The sequence below is a fragment of the Vibrio chagasii genome (genome assembly GCA_041879415.1).
In the GTDB taxonomy this organism is placed as follows: Bacteria; Pseudomonadota; Gammaproteobacteria; order Enterobacterales; family Vibrionaceae; genus Vibrio.
This window is the reverse complement of sequence record CP090851.1, coordinates 2,562,940-2,582,254: the sequence shown is the minus strand read 5'-3', so window position 1 is coordinate 2,582,254 and position 19,315 is coordinate 2,562,940. Positions and strand designations below refer to the sequence as shown.

The following is a 19,315-nucleotide window of genomic DNA, read 5'->3' as shown; positions in this document are numbered from 1 at the left end:
TCCTATGGCTGCAAAGTTGGTTAGTTAAGGATGTTAGGAATGGCGAGTCTGAATGGGTCGACTTCGGCAATAAAATCTATGCCCTTGTGATCGGTCATAACATAATGACCCTGCATGACGCCTACGGGCGTTTCGATAACGGTACCACTGGTGTAAGTGTATTCGTCGTTGGACTCGATAATTGGTTGCTGACCAACCACACCATCGCCTTCAATGGTCAGTTGCTTACCGTTAGAGTCGGTAATTAACCAGCGACGTGACATGAGTTGAACCGTACTTTTACTTAGGTTTTTGATAGTAATGATGTAGGCGAAGACATAACGATTCTTCGTAGGCTCAGACTGCTCCTCTATGTACTTAGAGTGAACCTGGCATTTGATACAAGGCGTAGATATATCCATATTCGCACCTTTTGTTGTTGATATACTTAATGTAATTAAAGTATTACATAAAAAAGGCTCCTAACCGAAGTGTAGGAGCCTTTTTATTTTATTTGTCAGCGTTGTGGTTGTCGTGCAACCAGTTCGCCATATCGACAAACTGTTCGAGCGTTAGGTTCTCAGGGCGCATACTTGGGTTGATGCCAAGCTCTTCTAGTACGTCCTTATCAATCAGACTCTTGTAGCAGTTACGAACTGTCTTACGACGTTGGTTAAAGCCTTCACGACATACGCGATCTAACCATTTTAGGTCTTTAGCCGGGTAAGGCAGCACTTCGTATGGCTGAAGGCGCACAACTGCAGAATCTACCTTCGGTGGCGGAACGAAAGCCGTTGGTGGCACTTCCAGTACTGGTGTCACTTTACAGTAGTATTGAGCCATTACCGTCAGACGACCGTATGCTTTGCTACCAGGGCCTGCAGCTAGGCGGTTCACCACTTCTTTTTGTAGCATAAAGTGCATGTCTTTGATGTCTTTATGGAATTCAAAAAGGTGGAACATCAGCGGCGTCGAGATGTTGTATGGCAAGTTACCAAAGATACGAAGCTTGTTGTTTGGTTTAACAAGTTGCTCGAAGTCGAACTTCATCGCATCACCTTCGTGGATCGTCAGCTTATCAGCGAGATCTGGGTGGTTACGAAGACGTTCTGCAAGGTCTCTATCCAATTCGATAACAGTAAATTTATCGACAAGCTTACCTACCGGCTCAGTAATAGCGCCAAGGCCTGGGCCGATTTCTACTAGGTTTTGACCTGGTAGTGGGTTTATACTCGATACGATGCCATCAATAATGTATGGATCGTTAAGGAAGTTTTGACCAAAACGTTTACGCGCTTTGTGTCCTAAGTGGACATCATTTCTCATTGCTTTTTCTCTACTAATTCAATGGCGTGCGTGAGCGCTGTTCTAAAGCTCCCTGTATCGGCTTGGCCTTTCCCAGCCAAGTCTAAGGCGGTACCGTGGTCGACTGATGTACGAATAAACGGTAAGCCAAGCGTGATGTTCACTGAGCGACCAAACCCTTTGTATTTCAGTACCGGGAGTACTTGGTCGTGATACATACCTAAAACAGCATCTGCATCTTGCAAATATTTTTCATTAAAGATGGTGTCGGCTGGCAATGGGCCAACCAAATTAATCCCATCTTTTTGACGAATTTTTTCTAGCGTCGGGGTGATGGTTTCGATCTCTTCACGCCCTAAACAACCATCTTCACCGGCATGTGGATTCAAACCGCACACGTAGATAGTTGGTTTCTCAATCGCAAATTTTTCGACCAAATCTTTATTCAGAATCGCAATGATTTGCTCTAATCTGTCTTCAGTCACTGCTTGAGATACATCTGCTAGTGGGATATGTGTTGTCACTAATGCAACACGCAGCCCTTCTGTTGCCAACATCATTACCACAAGTGGTGTGTTGGACTTTTCTGCAAAGAACTCGGTATGGCCGCTAAAAGCAACGCCAGCTCGGTTAATTACACCCTTGTGAACGGGGCCGGTGACAATAGCATCAAATTCATCATTCATACAGCCAATTGCTGCGGTTTCTAAAGTATTTAATACGTAATGACCATTAGCTTCGTTAAGTTGGCCTGCAACAGCGCTTTCAGTAAGTGGAATATGTTTCACAACCAGTGTGCCAGAGCGTTGCGGCTGCTTTGGTGCAGCAGCGTCGTAATCTAATAGCTCTACTTTAATACCCAGCAGTTCGGCACGTTCTGCGAGTAGATTTTTATCTGCACAAACCACAAGTTGGTGAGGCCAGCTCTCTTGAGACAGCGCCAGGGTTAAATCCGGGCCTATTCCTGCTGGTTCACCTGCAGTAATGACAATACGTTTAGTTGTCATCTTGGTCGTCCTCAACCATTTCAACAAAGGCACTAGCTCGTACTTCTTGCAGCCAAGCTCCTGCTTCTTCGTTGAACTTACGGTTAAACAAAATTTGGTAAGCTTTGTTTTTCAACGCTGAATCAGTGCGGTCAACTTCACGACGGTCCAGAACTTCGACAATGTGCCAGCCATGAACGGTTTTAAATGGCGCACTGATTTTGCCTTCTGGCAGTGTTTCTACTTGGTGTTTGAATTCAGGAACGTACAAATCCGGAGTTTGGTAGCCTAGCTCACCGTCCTGAACGGCTGAGCCCGGATCTTGGCTGTATTGCTGAGCCATATCTCCAAAGCTTGCTTCACCTTCATTTACACGACGAGTGATCTCTTCAAGCTGCTCTTTAGCACCGTCATCGCTTAGGATTACGGTTGGTTTAATCAGGATATGACGAGCATTCACTTCAGTAACGGCTACTGTCTCTAAGCCTTTCACATCTTCAATTTTTAGAATGTGGAATCCGACTCCGCTGCGGAAAGGGCCAATGATACTGCCTTTATTTTGCATTTTGATTTGGTCTGCGAAGATAGTTGGCATTTCTTCTTTGCGCATCCAACCCCAATCACCACCTTGTAGGGCTTTAGGGCCTTTAGAGTAAGTATAAGCCATGGTGCTGAAGTCTTTACCAGAGTTAAGCTCTTGTACAAGCTCTTTTGCTTGAGCTTCTAGCTCTTCTTTGGTTTGATCATCGTTGAAACGAAGTTGAATGTGACCGATCTTGTATTGGACTGTTGCATTAGTCTCTTGAGCAAGAATATCCGCTAAATTGTCTACTTCTGCTGGAAGGATGTTGATTCGACGACGAACAAGCGCGTTACGAGCTTCACTTGCCGCGATCTCTTTTCTGACTTGCTCACGGAATGCGTTGTAGCTAAGGCCTTCTTCTGCAACCGATGCGGTTAGCTGTTCTACGGTTTGGTTGTTGTCTTTGGCGATGCCTTCAATCGCTTGATCAAGTCGAGCATCATCAATACGAACGCCGATACGTTCTGCTTCTTGAGTTTGAATAGTATCGATAATCAGCTTTTCAAGTACTTGTTCATCAAGCACGTCTTGAGATGGCAATGTCTGACCGCTTTTCTTCGCGTTTGCTCGTAGAGTTTTCATCGACGTATCAATGTCGCTCTGTAAGATCACGCCCTCGTTTACGATCACTCTTACGCTATCGAGTTCAACAGGCGCAGCAAAGCTTGTTGATACAGTGCAAGCTGCTGCGATAGCGATTAATGTGCGTTTCCACAATGTCATGTGTAATCCCTTAAATTTACTGATGTGTTATCAATAAAGAAAATTAGTTATTTAAGAAGAATGGGCGACCATAGCTCAGAGAGTTATCGGAGCTGCTTTCCCCAACAGCGCCAGAATCAGAGCCGATATTGGTACCGAAACCAATAATACCGAAGTTGACGCTAAAGTTGTTTTCGTATTCAGGAGTAGTATTTGGAACACTAATGTTATTCGTCAAACGGTTACTATAGGTAAATCCGATGTACCAACAATCTGATTTGTAGTTTAAACGTGCTAACCACTCTAGATCTTCTTGTGTAGTTAAGTCATAGAAATATTGAGCGCTGGTGCTCCACTTTGGTGAAATTTGATAGGCACCAAGTAAGCCCGCTTGAGATATACCGTCTCGAGTTATTGAGCCAACATTGATACTTTGGCCAACATTATCCACAATATATTCCTCTGTGACATAGCGGTAGTTGGTTTGTAAATAACCCCCTGCAAAACGGTACTCTAGGGTGCTATTGGCTAGCTGCATTGCTGAAGCATCGATATCGTATTGCACACCACCATGATAGAACAGATAGTCATCGTAGTTAAAGTCAACCTCTACAGCCCATGAAGAGTAGTTAGATTTATCGTTTGGATCTGTTCCTTCAGGTGTACGTTTAGTATCTTTGTCGATATAAAAAATTTGGCCGAAAGAGATATTGAGACGCTCTCGGTATTCATCATCAAAGAAGCGAGAAGAAGCTCCGTAACTAATTTGGTTCGCAGCGGCAATGAAATCAACGCCACTGTATTTACGGCTCCTAAAGAGACCGTAGTAATCGGTCTGTAGCAACGTTGTATCGTATAGAGCTATGTTCGATTGATCTTCTTCCGGTACGTAAAGGTACTGAACTTGAGGCTCGAGTGTTTGGGTGTAGCCACCAACAATCGTTGTATTGCGTTCAAGAACTATACCTGCATGGCTTCGAAACTCAGGAATGATTCTGCTAACTGACTCTTCTAACCCTTCGTATTCAGAACCGTTGCCGGTATCAACACCATCAAGATCCTGTTGGTAGTAAGTACCAAGTAACCTTGCTTCTGTAGTCCAGGTTCCCCAAGTATTACCAACTGGGATCGTAATACCAGGTTCAATGTGAACACGAGTCGCAGATGGTTTGGTTGATGCATCAGTATCAAATACTGAAACATGGCTGATCATGTCAAAGTCTAAGTACTTCATCATTTCAGGAGCATAGTAGTTATACTCTAGCTGAGGCATTAGACGATAAGGTTGGTTGTTTGGAGTTAAAACTTGGAAATCTCGCACAAGCAACGATGCATCCCAGTTGTGAGAACGGTAGGTTGCTTTACCTTCTTGAAGTAATTGACCATCTTCACGGTTACCAATGCTGCTTCCGCTAACGTCTGTGAAGTAATCGATATCACTGACTTTCGAATAGTCAATCTCAAACAACCAAGATTGCTGGAAGATGCCCGAGTGCTCTAACTGTGCTCCCCAACGGTCTCCTTTTTCTGGATGTTTTTTGTCATCCGGAAGGTACTCAGACTTAATACTACCTGAACCAAAATCGCTCAAGTAACGGAATTTACTGTTCAGTTGTGTTCCACGTTCTTGCATGTACTTGAACGTTGTTTCCAAATCGTAGTTTGGTGCCAGGTTCCAATACACTGGGATTTCGGCTTCAAAGCCGTCGCTTGAACCGTATGACACGGTTGGGTAAAGGAAACCTGTCTTACGAGTGTCACCAACTGGTACGGTTAAGTAAGGCAAGTAGAAGACGGGAACACTTTGAATCTCAAAACGTGGATTATAAAAAGTGGCTTGCTCTTCGTCTTGATCGACACTGATGCTCGATGCTCTTAAACGCCAAGCGTTATCACCAATAGGACAAGAGGTGATCGAGCCATCTTCGATCTCATAAACCGCTTTACCCGTTTTTGCGATATAAACAGCATCGCCACGACCTGGTTCACAAAGAAATTCGTAGTCGGTGTTTTCTAGTGTCATTTCATCAGTAGTCAGATTATTAGTTGCTCTGTCTGATATTGATTTAATTTGACCATCACTAAAGTTTACGTTGCCTTCAGCTACAACGATGTTTTCTTGCTGGTGCAGAGTTACGTTATCAGCAAGGATTGTTTTGTTTCCTTGCGTAACTCTTACGTCACCTGAATATATTGCCTTGTCACCATTGATAGCCTCTAAGCGATCGGACTCTACATGAGCGGGTAGTTGAGTCTCGTTTTCTGCAGCGGGTTCGATCAAGCATTGATCTATAGAGGGCATTTCCTGCACACTACTATCGGTTATTGTTTCAGCTTGAGTTGTCGACACGTATAACGCCGTACTTATAGACGCGGCTAACAAGGTGCGGGAAAAAGATTGCATGAAGTTGAACTATCCTGTGTCACTAGATGAAGGGTTGATCTAGTATCAATCCAATAAATAAAGCATTTTCCTTATGATAAAGGAAATATTAGCATTCAGCATCATCAGACAGCATTACTCAGATAAAATTCATAGATAGAGAACACATAATGCAAATATTTGGCAAAATTTTGGGCGCTTTCTTTGGCTTTCTGTTTGGAGGGCCACTTGGTTTGGTTTTTGGCCTATTTTTAGGGCACCAATTCGATAAAGCTCGCCGATTGAACCAATCTGGCTTTAATACCTCTGGTTTTGGGCGTGGGCCAAACCAAGCTGAAAGACAAAATGAGTTTTTCAAATCTGCTTTTGCAGTTATGGGGCATGTTGCTAAAGCGAAAGGTCAAGTGACTCGTGAAGAGATTCAACTTGCTTCTACTATGATGGAGCGTATGAATCTTCATGGCGAGCAACGCAGAGCGGCACAAGATGCATTCCGCGAAGGAAAAGAGAGCGACTTCCCACTCAGTGATGTCCTTGAGCGCGTAAAAATCTCATCGGGTGGACGTTTTGACCTTCTTCAGTTCTTCTTGGAACTACAAGTATCAGCAGCATTCGCTGATGGAAGTCTGCACCCAAGCGAGCGTCAGGTTCTTCATAAGATTGCTCAAGGTCTTGGCTTCTCTGCTGAGCAACTTGAACGCCGTTTGCAGATGCAAGAGGCGGCATTCCGTTTCCAGCAACAGGGTGGAAGCTTCGGTGGTGGTCATCACCAAGGTCAGTCGTCAGGTTGGCAACAAGCATCACAACAGAACCAGTTGGCCGACGCGTTTAAAGTGTTAGGTGTGAGTGAAAAAGCGGAAGGTAAGGAAGTCAAAAAGGCCTACCGTAAGCTGATGAATGAGCACCACCCAGATAAACTGATGGCCAAAGGTCTACCGCCAGAAATGATGAATGTTGCGAAAGAGAAATCACAAGAAATTCAGAATGCTTACGACCTAATTAAGAAGGTCAAAGGGTTTAAGTAATCGAGCACAAAGCCGAGTAATGATAAGAAGTTACTCGGCTTTTTTATTTAAAGGAATAAATATGTCTATCAGTTATCAAGACGTTCTAGACTTTTGGTTTGATGAGCTAACACCAAAGGACTGGTTTACTGGCGACGAACACATTGATGCTTTGATTAAAGAGCGATTCTCAGATTTACATCAAGCCGCGATCCAAGGAGAGCTGTTTGAATGGCGCCAAACTGCACAAGGGTGCTTAGCTGAGATTATTGTACTGGACCAGTTTTCAAGAAACATCGGGAGAAATAGCTCTGCTGCATTTGCAGCTGACCTTATGGCGCTAGTATTGGCTCAGGAAGCGGTAGCTGGTGGTTTTGACCATCAACTTAGTCAGCAACAGAAAAGCTTTCTGTATATGCCTTACATGCACAGCGAGTCATTGTTTATTCATGAGCAGGCGGTTGAGTTGTTTTCTCAAGCTGGCTTAGAGAATAATCTTGATTTTGAGTTTAAGCACAAGGTTATCATTGAGCGTTTTGGTCGCTATCCCCATCGTAATGAAGTATTAGACAGAGTATCAACGCCAGAAGAGATTGAGTTCTTGCAGCAGCCTGGTTCAAGTTTCTAGCTCTAGAACACAGTCAAAAAGATGAAGAGAGGCTAGGGGTTAATAAACCATTAGCCTCTTTTTTGTTTTAGTTGTGAGTAACTGGCAGCAAGCTATTTTGCTTGGTTTAGTGACCAGTCGTACTCATAGCTGATTTTGTTAGCACGCGGTACTGACGTAGTTCGATATTGGTCTAAGTGTTGAATCAGCTGCTGTTGGTTACCAAAATCTACGTCGAACCACTCATAAATCGATGATAGTTGGGTCTTATTACCTTTAATCAGAACACCTTTATCACTATTAATAAACTCAGAGGCCGCTTCTTCCAGTAAAGTTTCGGTGTTGTCTGCAGTAAAAGCTTGAGGTTGAAGGTTTGGACACCCTAAGCTGGCACAGTTTACAGCGTAGTGTGTACGCGGATCTTGCCATATTGGTCTTAAGATGCGGTGCTCAATGTCGTTGAGTGTCAGTGATTTACCATTTACTGATACAACATCATCTCCCCATGGCCCAAAACTGAATAGGCCGCCGAGCTTAGTGATAGATTTAACTGGGTAGGCATCGAGAATCAAATCGACAGTCGCGGCATTATATAAGTTAACCCAATAGGCATACTGTTCTGCTTTTGAATAGTCGAGTGGGTTAACCTGTTCTAACTGCTTGATGTATTGTTTCAGTTTTGACTTGTCAGTCGCGGTCACTGCCTGATAACGAACTAACGTATTTTGCCCCTGTTTAACCAAATAGCTATCGAGGAATTGCTGCCAGCTTTGATGAGAAACCTGTTCTGAGTTGACCTCATTGCTTTGATTCCAGTACGGCCATAGTTCAGATTTCGGTGCCGACCAAGCTAAGGTTGAAAAAAGTAGGCTGATAATAACGAGTAGTTGTTTCATGGCATTCTCCTGATAGCTGACTACTAAGACCTATTGCTTTACGGTTTTCTTTCATAGCTCGTCAGTTAAATAACAGATCAGAGTTTGGTAGACACTTTAAGCTAAGGCTGAACCAAATAAAAAAGGTTGGCGCTAAGCCAACCTTTTCGAACTTTGATACTGCTTTTCTATTGCAAGGCTTCTTTATTTTAGGAAGCTTGGGATCTTCTCTTCATACGCCGAAATCTTATCAGCGTGCTGCAGCGTTAGGCCGATGTTGTCTAAACCGTTCAGTAGGCAATGACGACGGAACTCATCAATTTCAAACGAGTATTCTTTACCATTTGCGCTTACTTTCATTGCTTCTAGATCAACGGTAACTTCTGCGCCTTCGTTCGCTTCTACAAATTGGAAGATCTCATCCACTTCCTGATCTGTTAGGCGAACAGGAACCATTTGGTTGTTGATTGAGTTACCGTAGAAGATGTCTGCAAAGCTTGGCGCAATCATCACTTGGATGCCGTAATCAGCAAGTGCCCAAGGTGCGTGTTCACGAGATGAGCCACAACCAAAGTTTTCACGAGCAAGTAGGATTGAAGCGCCTTGGTAGCGAGGAGCGTTCATCACGAATTCTGGGTTTGGTTGTTCGCCCGCATCGTCTAGAAAGCGCCAGTCATGGAATAAGTGTTTACCAAAACCAATGCGGTTCACTTTCTGTAAGAACTGCTTTGGAATGATCGCATCAGTATCGATGTTGGCCGTGTCTAGAGGAACGACTAATCCGGTGTGTTGTTGAAAACCTGACATGTTAAATCCTCTAATTAAAGTTCACGAATATCGACAAAGTGACCAGCGATCGCTGCGGCTGCAGCCATTGCAGGGCTAACTAGGTGCGTACGACCATCACGGCCCTGGCGACCTTCAAAGTTACGGTTTGATGTAGAAGCACAGCGCTCTTGTGGACCAAGACGGTCGTTGTTCATTGCAAGACACATAGAACAACCTGGTAAACGCCATTCAAAACCGGCTTCTTTGAAGATAACATCTAAGCCTTCAGCTTCAGCTTGCGCTTTTACTTGCTCAGAACCCGGAACGATAAGCGCTTGCACATGTTTTGCTACTTGGCGACCTTTCGCCACTGCAGCAGCTGCACGCATGTCTTCGATACGAGAGTTAGTGCAAGAACCAACAAACACTTTATCTACGTTGTAATCTGATAGAGATTTACCTGCTTCTAAGCCCATGTATGCCAGTGCTTTTTCAGCCGATGCTTTTTCAACAGGGTCTGCGAAGCTCTCTGGTGCTGGGATTGGTGCATCAACAGAAATTACCTGGCCAGGGTTAGTACCCCAAGTCACTTGCGGTTTGATGTCTGCCGCTTCTAGAGTGACTACAGCATCAAATTCAGCGTCAGCATCGGTTTTTAGTGTGTTCCAGTATTCAACGGCTGCGTCAAACTCTTCACCTTCTGGAGAGAATTTACGACCCTTGATGTACTCGTAGGTGGTTTCATCCGGTGCAATTAGGCCTGCTTTAGCGCCCAACTCGATAGCCATGTTACATACCGTCATGCGGCCTTCCATTGTAAGGTCGGTAATCGCCTCACCACAGAATTCAACCACGTAGCCAGTACCGCCAGCCGCTGTTGTTTTACCGATGATCGCTAGCACGATGTCTTTGGCAGTAATGCCCGGAGCAACCTTGCCTTTTACTTCAATCTTCATCGTTTTAGCGCGAGCCTGTTTCAGCGTTTGAGTTGCTAGAACGTGCTCAACTTCTGAAGTACCAATACCGAATGCAAGAGAACCAAATGCACCGTGTGTTGCGGTGTGTGAGTCACCACATACGATGGTCATGCCCGGTAGGGTAATGCCTAGCTCTGGGCCCATTACGTGCACAATACCTTGGTATTTGTGGTTTAGGTCGTAAAGCGTTACACCAAACTCTTCACAGTTTTTTGATAGCGTTTCCATCTGGATACGCGCCATCTCGCCAGAAGCATTAATGTCTTTGGTTTGGGTGGATACGTTGTGATCCATGGTCGCGAAAGTCTTGCCTACTTGGCGAACTTTACGGCCTTTTTCACGTAGGCCATCAAAGGCTTGAGGTGACGTTACTTCGTGAACTAGGTGACGGTCGATATAAAGAATCGGGTTTTCGCCTTCCGCTGCTACTGCAACGTGCGCGTCATAAACTTTTTCGTATAAGGTTTTGGCTTGCTGGTTTGTCGACATAGCTTTTCTTCCTTGGGAGCATCAGTCCCAGTGTTTGTTTCTAGCCAAGTCACGCACTTTGGATGACTTGGCTTGATATTATTCTTATGTACTTGCTTCAGAGCGTAATGATTATGAAGCTAAGATGTACTCTGCAATCTTGTCACCCATCTCAGAGGTGGTTAGTGCTTGTTTATCACCTGCTAGGTCTGCTGTTAGTTCGCCTGCTGAAAGCGCTTTAGATACCGCTGTTTCAATATCTTGCGCTGCTGCTTCTTCGCCTAGGCTGTAACGAAGCATTAGTGCTGCAGAAAGAATCTGTGCAACCGGGTTTGCGATGTTCTTGCCTGCGATGTCTGGTGCACTGCCGCCCGCAGGTTCGTATAGACCGAAGTTGCTTTCGTTCAAGCTTGCAGAAGGAAGCATACCCATAGAACCAGTGATCATTGCGCACTCATCAGAAATGATGTCGCCGAAGATGTTTGAACACAGCATGACGTCAAACTGAGAAGGATCTTTGATTAGCTGCATGGTCGCGTTGTCGATGTACATGTGGTTTAGCGTTACATCTGGGTAATCTTTTGCGATCTCTTCAACTACTTCGCGCCACAAGATAGAGCTCTGTAGAACGTTCGCTTTATCGATTGAGTAGACGTTTTTGTTACGTAGGCGTGCAGATTCAAAAGCAATCTTAGTAATACGTTCGATTTCGTAGCGGTGGTAAACCTCAGTATCAAACGCCTTTTCAGTTGCGCCTTCACCTTCACGACCTTTAGGTTGACCGAAGTAGATACCGCCAGTTAGTTCGCGTACTACCACGATGTCAAAACCGCGCTCAGAGATATCAGCACGAAGTGGAGAGAAAGACTCTAAACCCTTGTGAATTTGCGCAGGGCGTAGGTTACAGAACAGTTGGAAGTGTTTACGTAGTGGTAGTAGGGCACCACGCTCAGGTTGGTCATTTGGTGGAAGGTGTTCCCACTTAGGACCACCAACTGAGCCGAAAAGTACTGCGTCAGACTCTTCACAACCTTTCACTGTGGACTCTGGTAGTGGGCAACCGTGGTTATCAATTGCAATACCACCAACATCATACTCTTCGCGAGAGAAGCTAATAGCATGCTTCTTTTCGATCGCGTCTAGCACCTTATGTGCTTGCTGCATTACTTCTGGGCCAATGCCATCACCAGGTAGTACGGCAATTTTGTATGATTTATCAGTCATGTTAATCCTTTAATTCTTGTTACTGAGCTATTTGGCTCGTTTTAAATTTTGTCCCTAAAGCCAATAACATCGGCTCTAGGGCTCTGTTATTGGGTTCTTAAACTGTCGCGATTTTTTGCTGCTTCATTTCAGCAATGGTGTCTGCACGTTGAATGCTGTTGATAACGTGCAATAGCGCCTGACCAGAAGCTTCAACGATATCCGTTGAAACGCCTGTGCCGTGGTACTTACGACCTTTATAGTTAGCAATGATGTCTGCTTGGCCCAAACCGTCTTCACCTTCGCCTTTCGCGGTTAGGTCGAACTTGTCTAGTACGATTTCGTAGCCAGTTAAGCGGTAGATACATTGGTATAGTGCGTCAACTGGGCCGTTACCTACAGCGGCTTCGCACTTCTCTTCATCACCACATTGCAGCTTGATGCTGGTTGTAGACATTACACTACCAGATTGTACGCTTAGGTAGTTAAGTTTGTAGAAGTCATCTTCGTCACGTAGATTTGCGAAGTGCATTAATGCTTCTAAGTCGTAATCGAAGACTTGGCCTTTACGGTCAGCAAGCTTCAAGAAGTCTTCGTACAATGAATCTAGGCTGTATTCGTTGTCTTTGTAACCCATTGCGTCCATGTGGCTCTTAACAGCAGCACGACCACTACGGCTTGTTAGGTTCAATGCTTTGTTTTTCAAGCCAATAGACTCAGGAGTCATGATCTCGTAAGTGTTTTTGTTCTTTAGCATGCCATCTTGGTGGATACCTGAAGAGTGGCTGAATGCGTTAGCGCCAACGATCGCTTTATTATCTTGGATAGGCATGTGGCAAAGCTGGCTCACCAACTTACTGGTGCGGTGGATCTCTTGGTGATCTAGGCCAGTGTGAACGCCTAACAACTCTTGGCGAGTTTTGATGATCATTGCGATCTCTTCTAAAGAACAGTTACCCGCACGCTCACCAATGCCGTTAATGGTACCTTCAACTTGTCTAGCACCCGCTTGTACCGCTGCGATTGAGTTAGCAACCGACATGCCTAAGTCATCGTGACAGTGAACAGAGATGATTGCTTGGTCGATATTTGGTACGCGGTCAAATAGCGTTTTGATAATACCGCCAAACTCGTTAGGCACTGTGTAGCCCACTGTATCTGGAATGTTGATGGTTTTTGCGCCCGCGTTAATGGCAGCTTCAACCATGCGACATAGATTGTCGATAGGCGTACGACCTGCATCTTCACAAGAAAACTCAACATCATCTGTGTAGTTACGTGCGTGTTTTACGGCTTTGACTGCCATCTCTACCACGTCATCGTAGCTGCGACGAAGCTTGTCTTGTACGTGTACTGTCGAAGTAGAAATAAAGGTATGAATACGGAACTGCTCAGCCACTTTTAACGCTTCAGCTGCTGCATCGATATCTTTCGCTACCGCACGAGAAAGCGCACAGATACGACTATCTTTGATGTTCTTTGCGATAGTTTGTACTGACTCAAAATCACCCGGAGATGATACCGGGAAGCCAGCTTCGATTACGTCCACACCCAGTCTTTCAAGTGCATAAGCAATTTGTAACTTCTCTTTTACTGTCAGGCTTGCAGCTAGAGCCTGCTCGCCGTCACGTAAAGTCGTATCAAAAATTATCACTTGATCGTTCATGGGTGCTTCCTTATATCGATATTGTATCGATTGCTATCCAAATTATTATTGAGAATGATGTTCTTTTAAAAGTGCCAGTTACAAAAAAACCCGCTCAGCGCGGGTTTTAATATTTGTGTAGTTCTTGACCCACAACTTACCCGCGCGATTGGTTCACGATAAGGAGAAGTTTCAGCAGTCGAGAAGAAGAAAAAATCATTACACAAATATCCGTAAATAAACTGTTAACACCATATGTACCGTAATTTATTCTGAGCGTCAAACAAGAAAATCCAATATCAGCATACATTAGCGGCGTTTTGGTTTGGTTTGTGCTAATAAGCTTGTGATTATTGGTTTTATCATCTGCTTGGAGTTTTGAGGTTGGGCGGTTAGTTTATCGTTTTGCTTATGTGCAGGTTAAAACTTTGTAGTAAATCTTTTTAATGGAACGATTCACCAAAAAAATCACAAGCGCGTTTAAATTAATTAATCAATTGATTAAATAGTGAGTAATTAATCTTCTGCCAGCGTGTCGATTTATCCCTATAATTAATCGCGTGATTAATTAGGTTAGTAGGTTTTAGTGATGGCAGGGCGTAAAGCAGGACGACCGCAGCAGTATCTCGATGTCAGGCAGTTGCTGATTGAGCATGCTCGTGATCTGTTCGTCGTTCAACCATATGACAAGGTATCCACTCGTTTAATTGCTGAACGAGCCGGAGTGAATATCGCGATGATTCGTTATTACTTTGGTAATAAAGCAGGGTTGTTTGAAGCAATGCTGCGTGAAACCTTACGACCAATGCAGCTCCAGATGCATAAGCTGGTAGAAGAGAGTAGCCACGAGAACTTTCTCGATTTAATGCGGACTTACTACAAAGAGATGGTCAAGGTTCCTAAGTTTCCTCGCTTAATTGCCCAAGTGATGAATATGCCGCCTTCAGAGGTGCAGAGAGAACTGCTAGAGAAGGTCTTTCTCGATGTCACTAAACCTGCCCAAGATGTCATTTTTGAAAAGCTGATGGCACAAGGCGTTTTGCGGAAGGATATGGATCCTAAGCTCTGCCGCGTGTCGTATATAAGTTTAATGGTATTTCCGTTTATAGCACCACCGCCTTTACTGGCTATTCATGGCATCGAGCTTAATGAAGCTTTTCTGAACCGATTAATCGAACACAACATTCAACTGATGACGGAAGGCTTTATCAATGCACCAAGCCCTTCATCTTTGCAGGAACCCAATAATGAGAATAAATAAAAAGCTCCTTTTCTTCCCAGCCTTAGCCGTTGGTGTGATTGGTCTAGTAGTGGCGATTAACTTAAAACCAGATTTACCAACTAAGCCTGCTGGCGACAGGGCGCGCTTGGTTGAAACTGTCAGTTTAGAGAAGCAGATGATCGCGCCGTTGGCGGTTGGTTTTGGCAAAGTGGTACCTAAGGTTGAATGGAAAGCGATTGCCGAAGTAACAGGACAGATCGTTTATCGACACCCCGATCTTGAGAAAGGGCAAGTGATCCCTGCAGGAACTGAAGTGCTTAAGATCGATCCTTTGGATTACGAGTTGAAATTAGTACAAGCCGAAGCGGATCTTAAATCGAGCCAGACTTCACTAGAGAAACTGAATCAAGAAGAAGAGAACCTGAAACAAACACTGAAGATCGAAAAAAATCGTTTAGTGATCAGTAATAAAGAGCTACAACGAAAGCAAGATCTGCGTAAGAAAGGGCTGACCTCTCAGTCCGATGTCGATCTACAACAACAGAGCGCACTCTCCCAACAGAAATTGGTGTTAGACATACAGAACCAAATCGCTTTGATGCCAGATGAAAAGCGTGTCGCGCAAGCGGTGATTAAGGTGAATGTCTCTAAAGTAAAAGAAGCGCAACGCTCTTTAGATAAAACCACCATCACCTTGCCTAGACCAATGCGAATCGCTCAAGTTGATATTGAACAGAATCAAGTGGTTAATCTACAGCAAGAGATGTTCATTGCTCATGGGATTGACGTTATGGAGGTTGAGGCACAACTTTCTATTCACGATATGCAAACTTTAGCCTCAAGCTTTACTCAGTTTCCTCGCGATGCAGCAGGCATTCCAAAGCCATATCAAACACCAGCTAAGGCAAGCATTCAGTTGAACAGTGGCAGCTTAAATCTCACTTGGCCAGCCAAGGTCGCACGAATCAGTGAGACTGTGGATGAAAACCAAGCGACAGCGGGCATCATCCTTGAAATCAATCAAGACTATTCTGCGCTTCAGCCAAATAGTGCCACGCCTTTAGTGAATGGTATGTTCGTCAAAGCGGAGATTGAAGGCTTAGCCAATCCAAGCTGGGTTGTGCCTGAACGTGCCTTACATGGCGATAAGATTTATTTGATGGATGAGAACCAGCGCCTGAAGGTTGTGAATGTCGAAGTACTTTACCGCCGAGATAACCAAGTGGTGATTCGTGGTGAATTACAGGCGGGAGACAAACTGGTTCTTAACGACGTTCTACCTGCCATTGAAGGCATGCTGCTGAAAGAGTCTGGTTCAAATGATGATGAGCTTTCCGTTAGCAGTGAGGAGATCGCTTCATGATCAAGTTCTTCTCAAGACACCCAACCGCAGCCAACTTGTTGATGCTTGGGTTGTTGATATTGGGTTTGAGTTCGTTATCCACTATCAAACGTGAAACCTTTCCTGCCTACGATCCACCTTACATTATGGCAGCGATTGTTTATCCGGGGGCTTCCCCACAGGAGGTCGAAGAGAGCCTGTGTGTGCGAATGGAAGACGCGGTCGATGGTTTAGCGAACATTGAAGAAACCCAATGTGAGGCGATAGAAGGCAGCGCACGTCTAATTCTCAAGCTCAATGAGAAAGCGGATATCGGACGAATGCTGGTGGATGTGCAAACTCAGATCAACTCGATCAACGACTTTCCTACAGAGATTGAATCACCTGTCGTACAAGAGCTGGATTGGAATGAGCCAGTCGTTGATATCGCGATTACTGCGGACACCTCTTGGCCGGAACTGAAGGCATACGCTGAAGATCTTAAACGCACAATGAAGCTCGATTACGATGTTTCACTGGTTGATGTCAGCGGATTCTCTGATCACCAATATCGCGTTGAGCTAGATACTCAAGCGATTCGCCAACTCGGTTTGAGTGTTGGTGATATTGCTGATCAAATTGGTCGTCAGAATGTGAAACTGCCGAGTGGTAACGTTGAAACGCCAGACAAAAACTTTCTGATTCGCTTCGATGAAAGGCGTATCACGCCCGTGGAACTGGAAAGCATTGTAGTAGGTTCGGCGTCAAATGGCTCTGTGATCCGTTTACGAGATATTGCTAAGATCACCGACCGCTTTGAGCTTGATGAGCAGAAGGTGTTGTTTGATGGTAAACCTTCTGCGCTGCTTAAAATCAGCAAGAACAAAGAAGATGATGCACTCAGAATTAAAGAGCGTGTCACTCAGTTTGTCGAGGACCAGCGTGCAATTGCACCTGATGGCGTGACTCTGCAAATGACCAACGATCTCTCCTCCGTATTGTGGGATCGCCTGACTATGATGGTGCGCAACGGTTGGCAAGGTATCGTGCTAGTATTCGCTACTATGTGGTTGTTCTTCAGCTTACGTTATTCATTTTGGGTTGCAGCAGGCTTGCCGGTAGCGTTTCTTGGCGGATTATTCTTGATGGCCAATTTAGGACTGTCTATCAACATTATGTCATTGGTCGGTTTGTTGATGGCAATCGGTATTATGATGGATGACGCCATTGTGATCGCCGAATCGATAGCTTCCCACCTCGACCGAGGGCAAAACGTCGATGACGCGGTCTACAACGGCGTTAAGAAAGTACTTCCCGGCGTGTTGTCTTCCTTTTTAACGACAGTGTGTATCTTCGGTAGCTTATTATTTCTCGATGGGGAAATGGGCGCGGTACTCAAAGCCGTTCCACAGGTGCTGATCTTGGTGCTGTCGTTGAGCTTGATCGAAGCTTTCTTAATTCTGCCTAATCACCTGTCGCATTCGCTACACAAAGAGAAAAACGATAAGCCAGCGCTGCGCTTCAAAACGGTGTTGCTAGATAAGTTTGAGAATTTCCGCAATACCACCTTGATGAATATGGTCGAGAAAGTGGTGACCTTCCGCTATGCCTTCATGGGTGGAGTGTTGACCTTACTACTTCTGTCTATTGCTTTGATTGCAGGTGGTATTGTCAAATTTCAACCATTCCCAGAGCTTGATGGTGATATTGCTGAGGCGCGTATTATCCTTCCTCCGGGAGCTTCATTGTCTCAAACCGAGAGAGTGGTCGACAAAATTGTGGCGTCTGCCGAGCGTTTGAATGAGCAGTGGAGCGAAGAAGTTGAAGAGGGCAACACGCTCGTCGAACATATCACCAGCCAGTTCAATGCAAATGCCGATGCCAACGAGTCTGGCCCGCACTTGGCTACCGTGCGCCTAGATCTTCGGGGTGCTGAGAGCCGTAATACGGTGATTGATGATTTCATTGATGCATGGCGAGAGGATATCGGTGAACTTGCGGATCCAATCTCACTGGTTTTCAAGCAACCAACCATGGGGCCGGGTGGACGAGCGATAGAAATCCGTGCCAAGCATGATGATCTTAATGCACTGAAAGCCGCCTCTCTGGATATTCAAGCTTACTTGAATGAGTTTGATGGTGTTCATGGTGTGCTTGATGACATGCGTATGGGTAAAGAAGAGATCTTGGTTAAGCTTCGCCCAGGTGCTGAAACCTACAATGTGAACGGGCAGATGATTGCATCTCAACTGCGTGCTGCCTTCTTTGGCCAGACAGCGGATGAGATTCAAATCGGTGTTGAGAATATCTCAATAGAGGTGCGTCTTGATAAAGAGCAAGCGGGCGACATACAGCAGCTGGCTAACTTCCCAATCATTACCGCGGACGGCAGCCAAATTCCGTTAGCTACGCTGGCGACGCTCGATTTCCAGCGTAATTACGTACGTATCCAACGCATTGACGGGCTGAGAACCATTAGTATCTTTGGTGATATTGATAATAAGAAAGCGAGTTCTGCAGCGATCTTGGCTCAGTTCCAAAAAGATGAAGCACCTAAACTTATTCAGAAGTACCCAGGCTTACGTTTTGACTTCGAAGGGGAAGCGAAGGATGCAGCCAAGACGGGTGCATCGATGGGTAAAGGCTTCTTGCTCGGTCTATTTGGTGTGTTTGCGATTCTGAGTTATCAATTCAGAAGTTATTTGGAGCCTGTGGTTGTGATGCTCGCGATTCCATTAGCCTTTATCGGTGTGGTGGTAGGTCACTGGGTGCTTGGCCACTCGTTAAGTATGCCAAGTATGATGGGCTTTGTGTCGCTCGCTGGGATTGTAGTTAACGACTCTATCTTACTCGTTCAATACATTCGTCATCACGTTGATGAAGGAGATAGCGTGCATGACTCGGTAGTGAAAGCGAGTCGCGAGCGTTTCCGTGCCGTGTTCTTGACCTCAATGACGACGGCAGCAGGTTTGTTGCCTCTGCTCACTGAAACCAGCTTGCAAGCTCAGGTTATTCAGCCTTTAGTAATCTCGATCGTATTTGGCATCTTTGCCTCAACCTTGCTAGTGCTGTTTATGATCCCAGCAGCCTACGCGATCTTGGCGGATTTTGGTTTAGTGAAAAAGCACGAGCCACTCTTCGCTGTAGAGTGTTAAGTCAGAAAATAAGCAATGAATAATAAAGCGGCCTTAGGTCGCTTTATTTATATGGGCGTTGAGTAAGCCATATAACACGATTCAATCAGCGGCTGCTCAACCATGGAAAATTTCATTTTAGTTCATTCAAAA

Annotated in this window: 15 protein-coding genes; 5 read left to right on the top strand and 10 right to left on the bottom strand. The window is 44.9% G+C overall.

The features are described 5' to 3' along the window. Nucleotides 1–20: 20 nt before the first annotated feature. The 5 genes from apaG to lptD all read right to left on the bottom strand — a co-directional run bounded on the left by apaG (nt 21) and on the right by lptD (nt 5,959). On the bottom strand, nt 21–401 hold the full coding sequence (gene apaG / locus L0991_11560; protein ID XGB62040.1) for a Co2+/Mg2+ efflux protein ApaG: 381 nt from the start codon (nt 399–401) through the stop codon (nt 21–23). An 88-nt stretch (nt 402–489) separates the two neighbouring features. Next, on the bottom strand, nt 490–1,305 hold the full coding sequence (gene rsmA, locus L0991_11555) for a 16S rRNA (adenine(1518)-N(6)/adenine(1519)-N(6))-dimethyltransferase RsmA (GenBank protein ID XGB62039.1): 816 nt from the start codon (nt 1,303–1,305) through the stop codon (nt 490–492). Then, on the bottom strand, nt 1,302–2,291 hold the full coding sequence (gene pdxA, locus L0991_11550; protein ID XGB62038.1) for a 4-hydroxythreonine-4-phosphate dehydrogenase PdxA: 990 nt from the start codon (nt 2,289–2,291) through the stop codon (nt 1,302–1,304). Before pdxA ends, rsmA begins: the two co-directional genes overlap by 4 nt. Continuing rightward, a complete protein-coding gene (surA, locus tag L0991_11545; GenBank protein XGB62037.1) occupies nt 2,281–3,576 on the bottom strand; it encodes a peptidylprolyl isomerase SurA in 1,296 nt (431 codons plus the stop codon). Before surA ends, pdxA begins: the two co-directional genes overlap by 11 nt. A 43-nt stretch (nt 3,577–3,619) precedes the next feature. Further along, on the bottom strand, nt 3,620–5,959 hold the full coding sequence (gene lptD, locus L0991_11540; GenBank protein ID XGB62036.1) for an LPS assembly protein LptD: 2,340 nt from the start codon (nt 5,957–5,959) through the stop codon (nt 3,620–3,622). A 149-nt stretch (nt 5,960–6,108) separates the two neighbouring features. Here lptD and djlA point away from each other — a divergent pair, with 149 nt between their 5' ends. Then, entirely contained in the window at nt 6,109–6,963 is an 855-nt protein-coding gene (gene djlA / locus L0991_11535; GenBank protein XGB62035.1) for a co-chaperone DjlA, read from the top strand. 61 nt (nt 6,964–7,024) lie between these two features. After that, complete coding sequence (locus L0991_11530; protein ID XGB62034.1) at nt 7,025–7,570, top strand: DUF924 domain-containing protein; 546 nt, start codon at nt 7,025–7,027, stop codon at nt 7,568–7,570. A gap of 92 nt (nt 7,571–7,662) precedes the next feature. Here L0991_11530 and L0991_11525 read toward each other — a convergent pair whose 3' ends face one another. The 5 genes from L0991_11525 to leuA form a co-directional block, all read right to left on the bottom strand. Continuing rightward, nucleotides 7,663–8,445: a DUF547 domain-containing protein gene (locus tag L0991_11525; protein ID XGB62033.1), complete on the bottom strand. Its 783-nt coding sequence runs from the start codon at nt 8,443–8,445 to the stop codon at nt 7,663–7,665. 183 nt (nt 8,446–8,628) lie between these two features. Continuing rightward, nucleotides 8,629–9,231, bottom strand: a complete 603-nt coding sequence (gene leuD / locus L0991_11520) for a 3-isopropylmalate dehydratase small subunit (protein ID XGB62032.1) — start codon at nt 9,229–9,231, stop codon at nt 8,629–8,631. Nucleotides 9,232–9,245: 14 nt separating this feature from the next. Continuing rightward, a complete protein-coding gene (leuC, locus tag L0991_11515; protein XGB62031.1) occupies nt 9,246–10,658 on the bottom strand; it encodes a 3-isopropylmalate dehydratase large subunit in 1,413 nt (470 codons plus the stop codon). A 111-nt stretch (nt 10,659–10,769) separates the two neighbouring features. After that, complete coding sequence (gene leuB / locus L0991_11510) at nt 10,770–11,861, bottom strand: 3-isopropylmalate dehydrogenase (GenBank protein ID XGB62030.1); 1,092 nt, start codon at nt 11,859–11,861, stop codon at nt 10,770–10,772. Between the two features lie 97 nt (nt 11,862–11,958). Next, a complete protein-coding gene (gene leuA / locus L0991_11505) occupies nt 11,959–13,506 on the bottom strand; it encodes a 2-isopropylmalate synthase (protein XGB62029.1) in 1,548 nt (515 codons plus the stop codon). A 568-nt stretch (nt 13,507–14,074) separates the two neighbouring features. On the opposite strand from leuA, the gene L0991_11500 reads away from it, so the two are divergent. Genes L0991_11500 through L0991_11490 form a run of 3 tightly spaced genes read left to right on the top strand, consistent with a single transcriptional unit; the run spans nt 14,075 to nt 19,183 of the window. Continuing rightward, a complete protein-coding gene (locus L0991_11500) occupies nt 14,075–14,746 on the top strand; it encodes a TetR/AcrR family transcriptional regulator (GenBank protein ID XGB62028.1) in 672 nt (223 codons plus the stop codon). Continuing rightward, nucleotides 14,733–16,070, top strand: a complete 1,338-nt coding sequence (locus L0991_11495) for an HlyD family secretion protein (protein XGB62027.1) — start codon at nt 14,733–14,735, stop codon at nt 16,068–16,070. Before L0991_11500 ends, L0991_11495 begins: the two co-directional genes overlap by 14 nt. Beyond that, nucleotides 16,067–19,183 (top strand): efflux RND transporter permease subunit, encoded by a 3,117-nt coding sequence (locus L0991_11490; protein XGB62026.1) that lies wholly within the window; start codon nt 16,067–16,069, stop codon nt 19,181–19,183. The genes L0991_11495 and L0991_11490 overlap by 4 nt, the downstream gene beginning before the upstream one ends. Nucleotides 19,184–19,315: the final 132 nt, after the last annotated feature.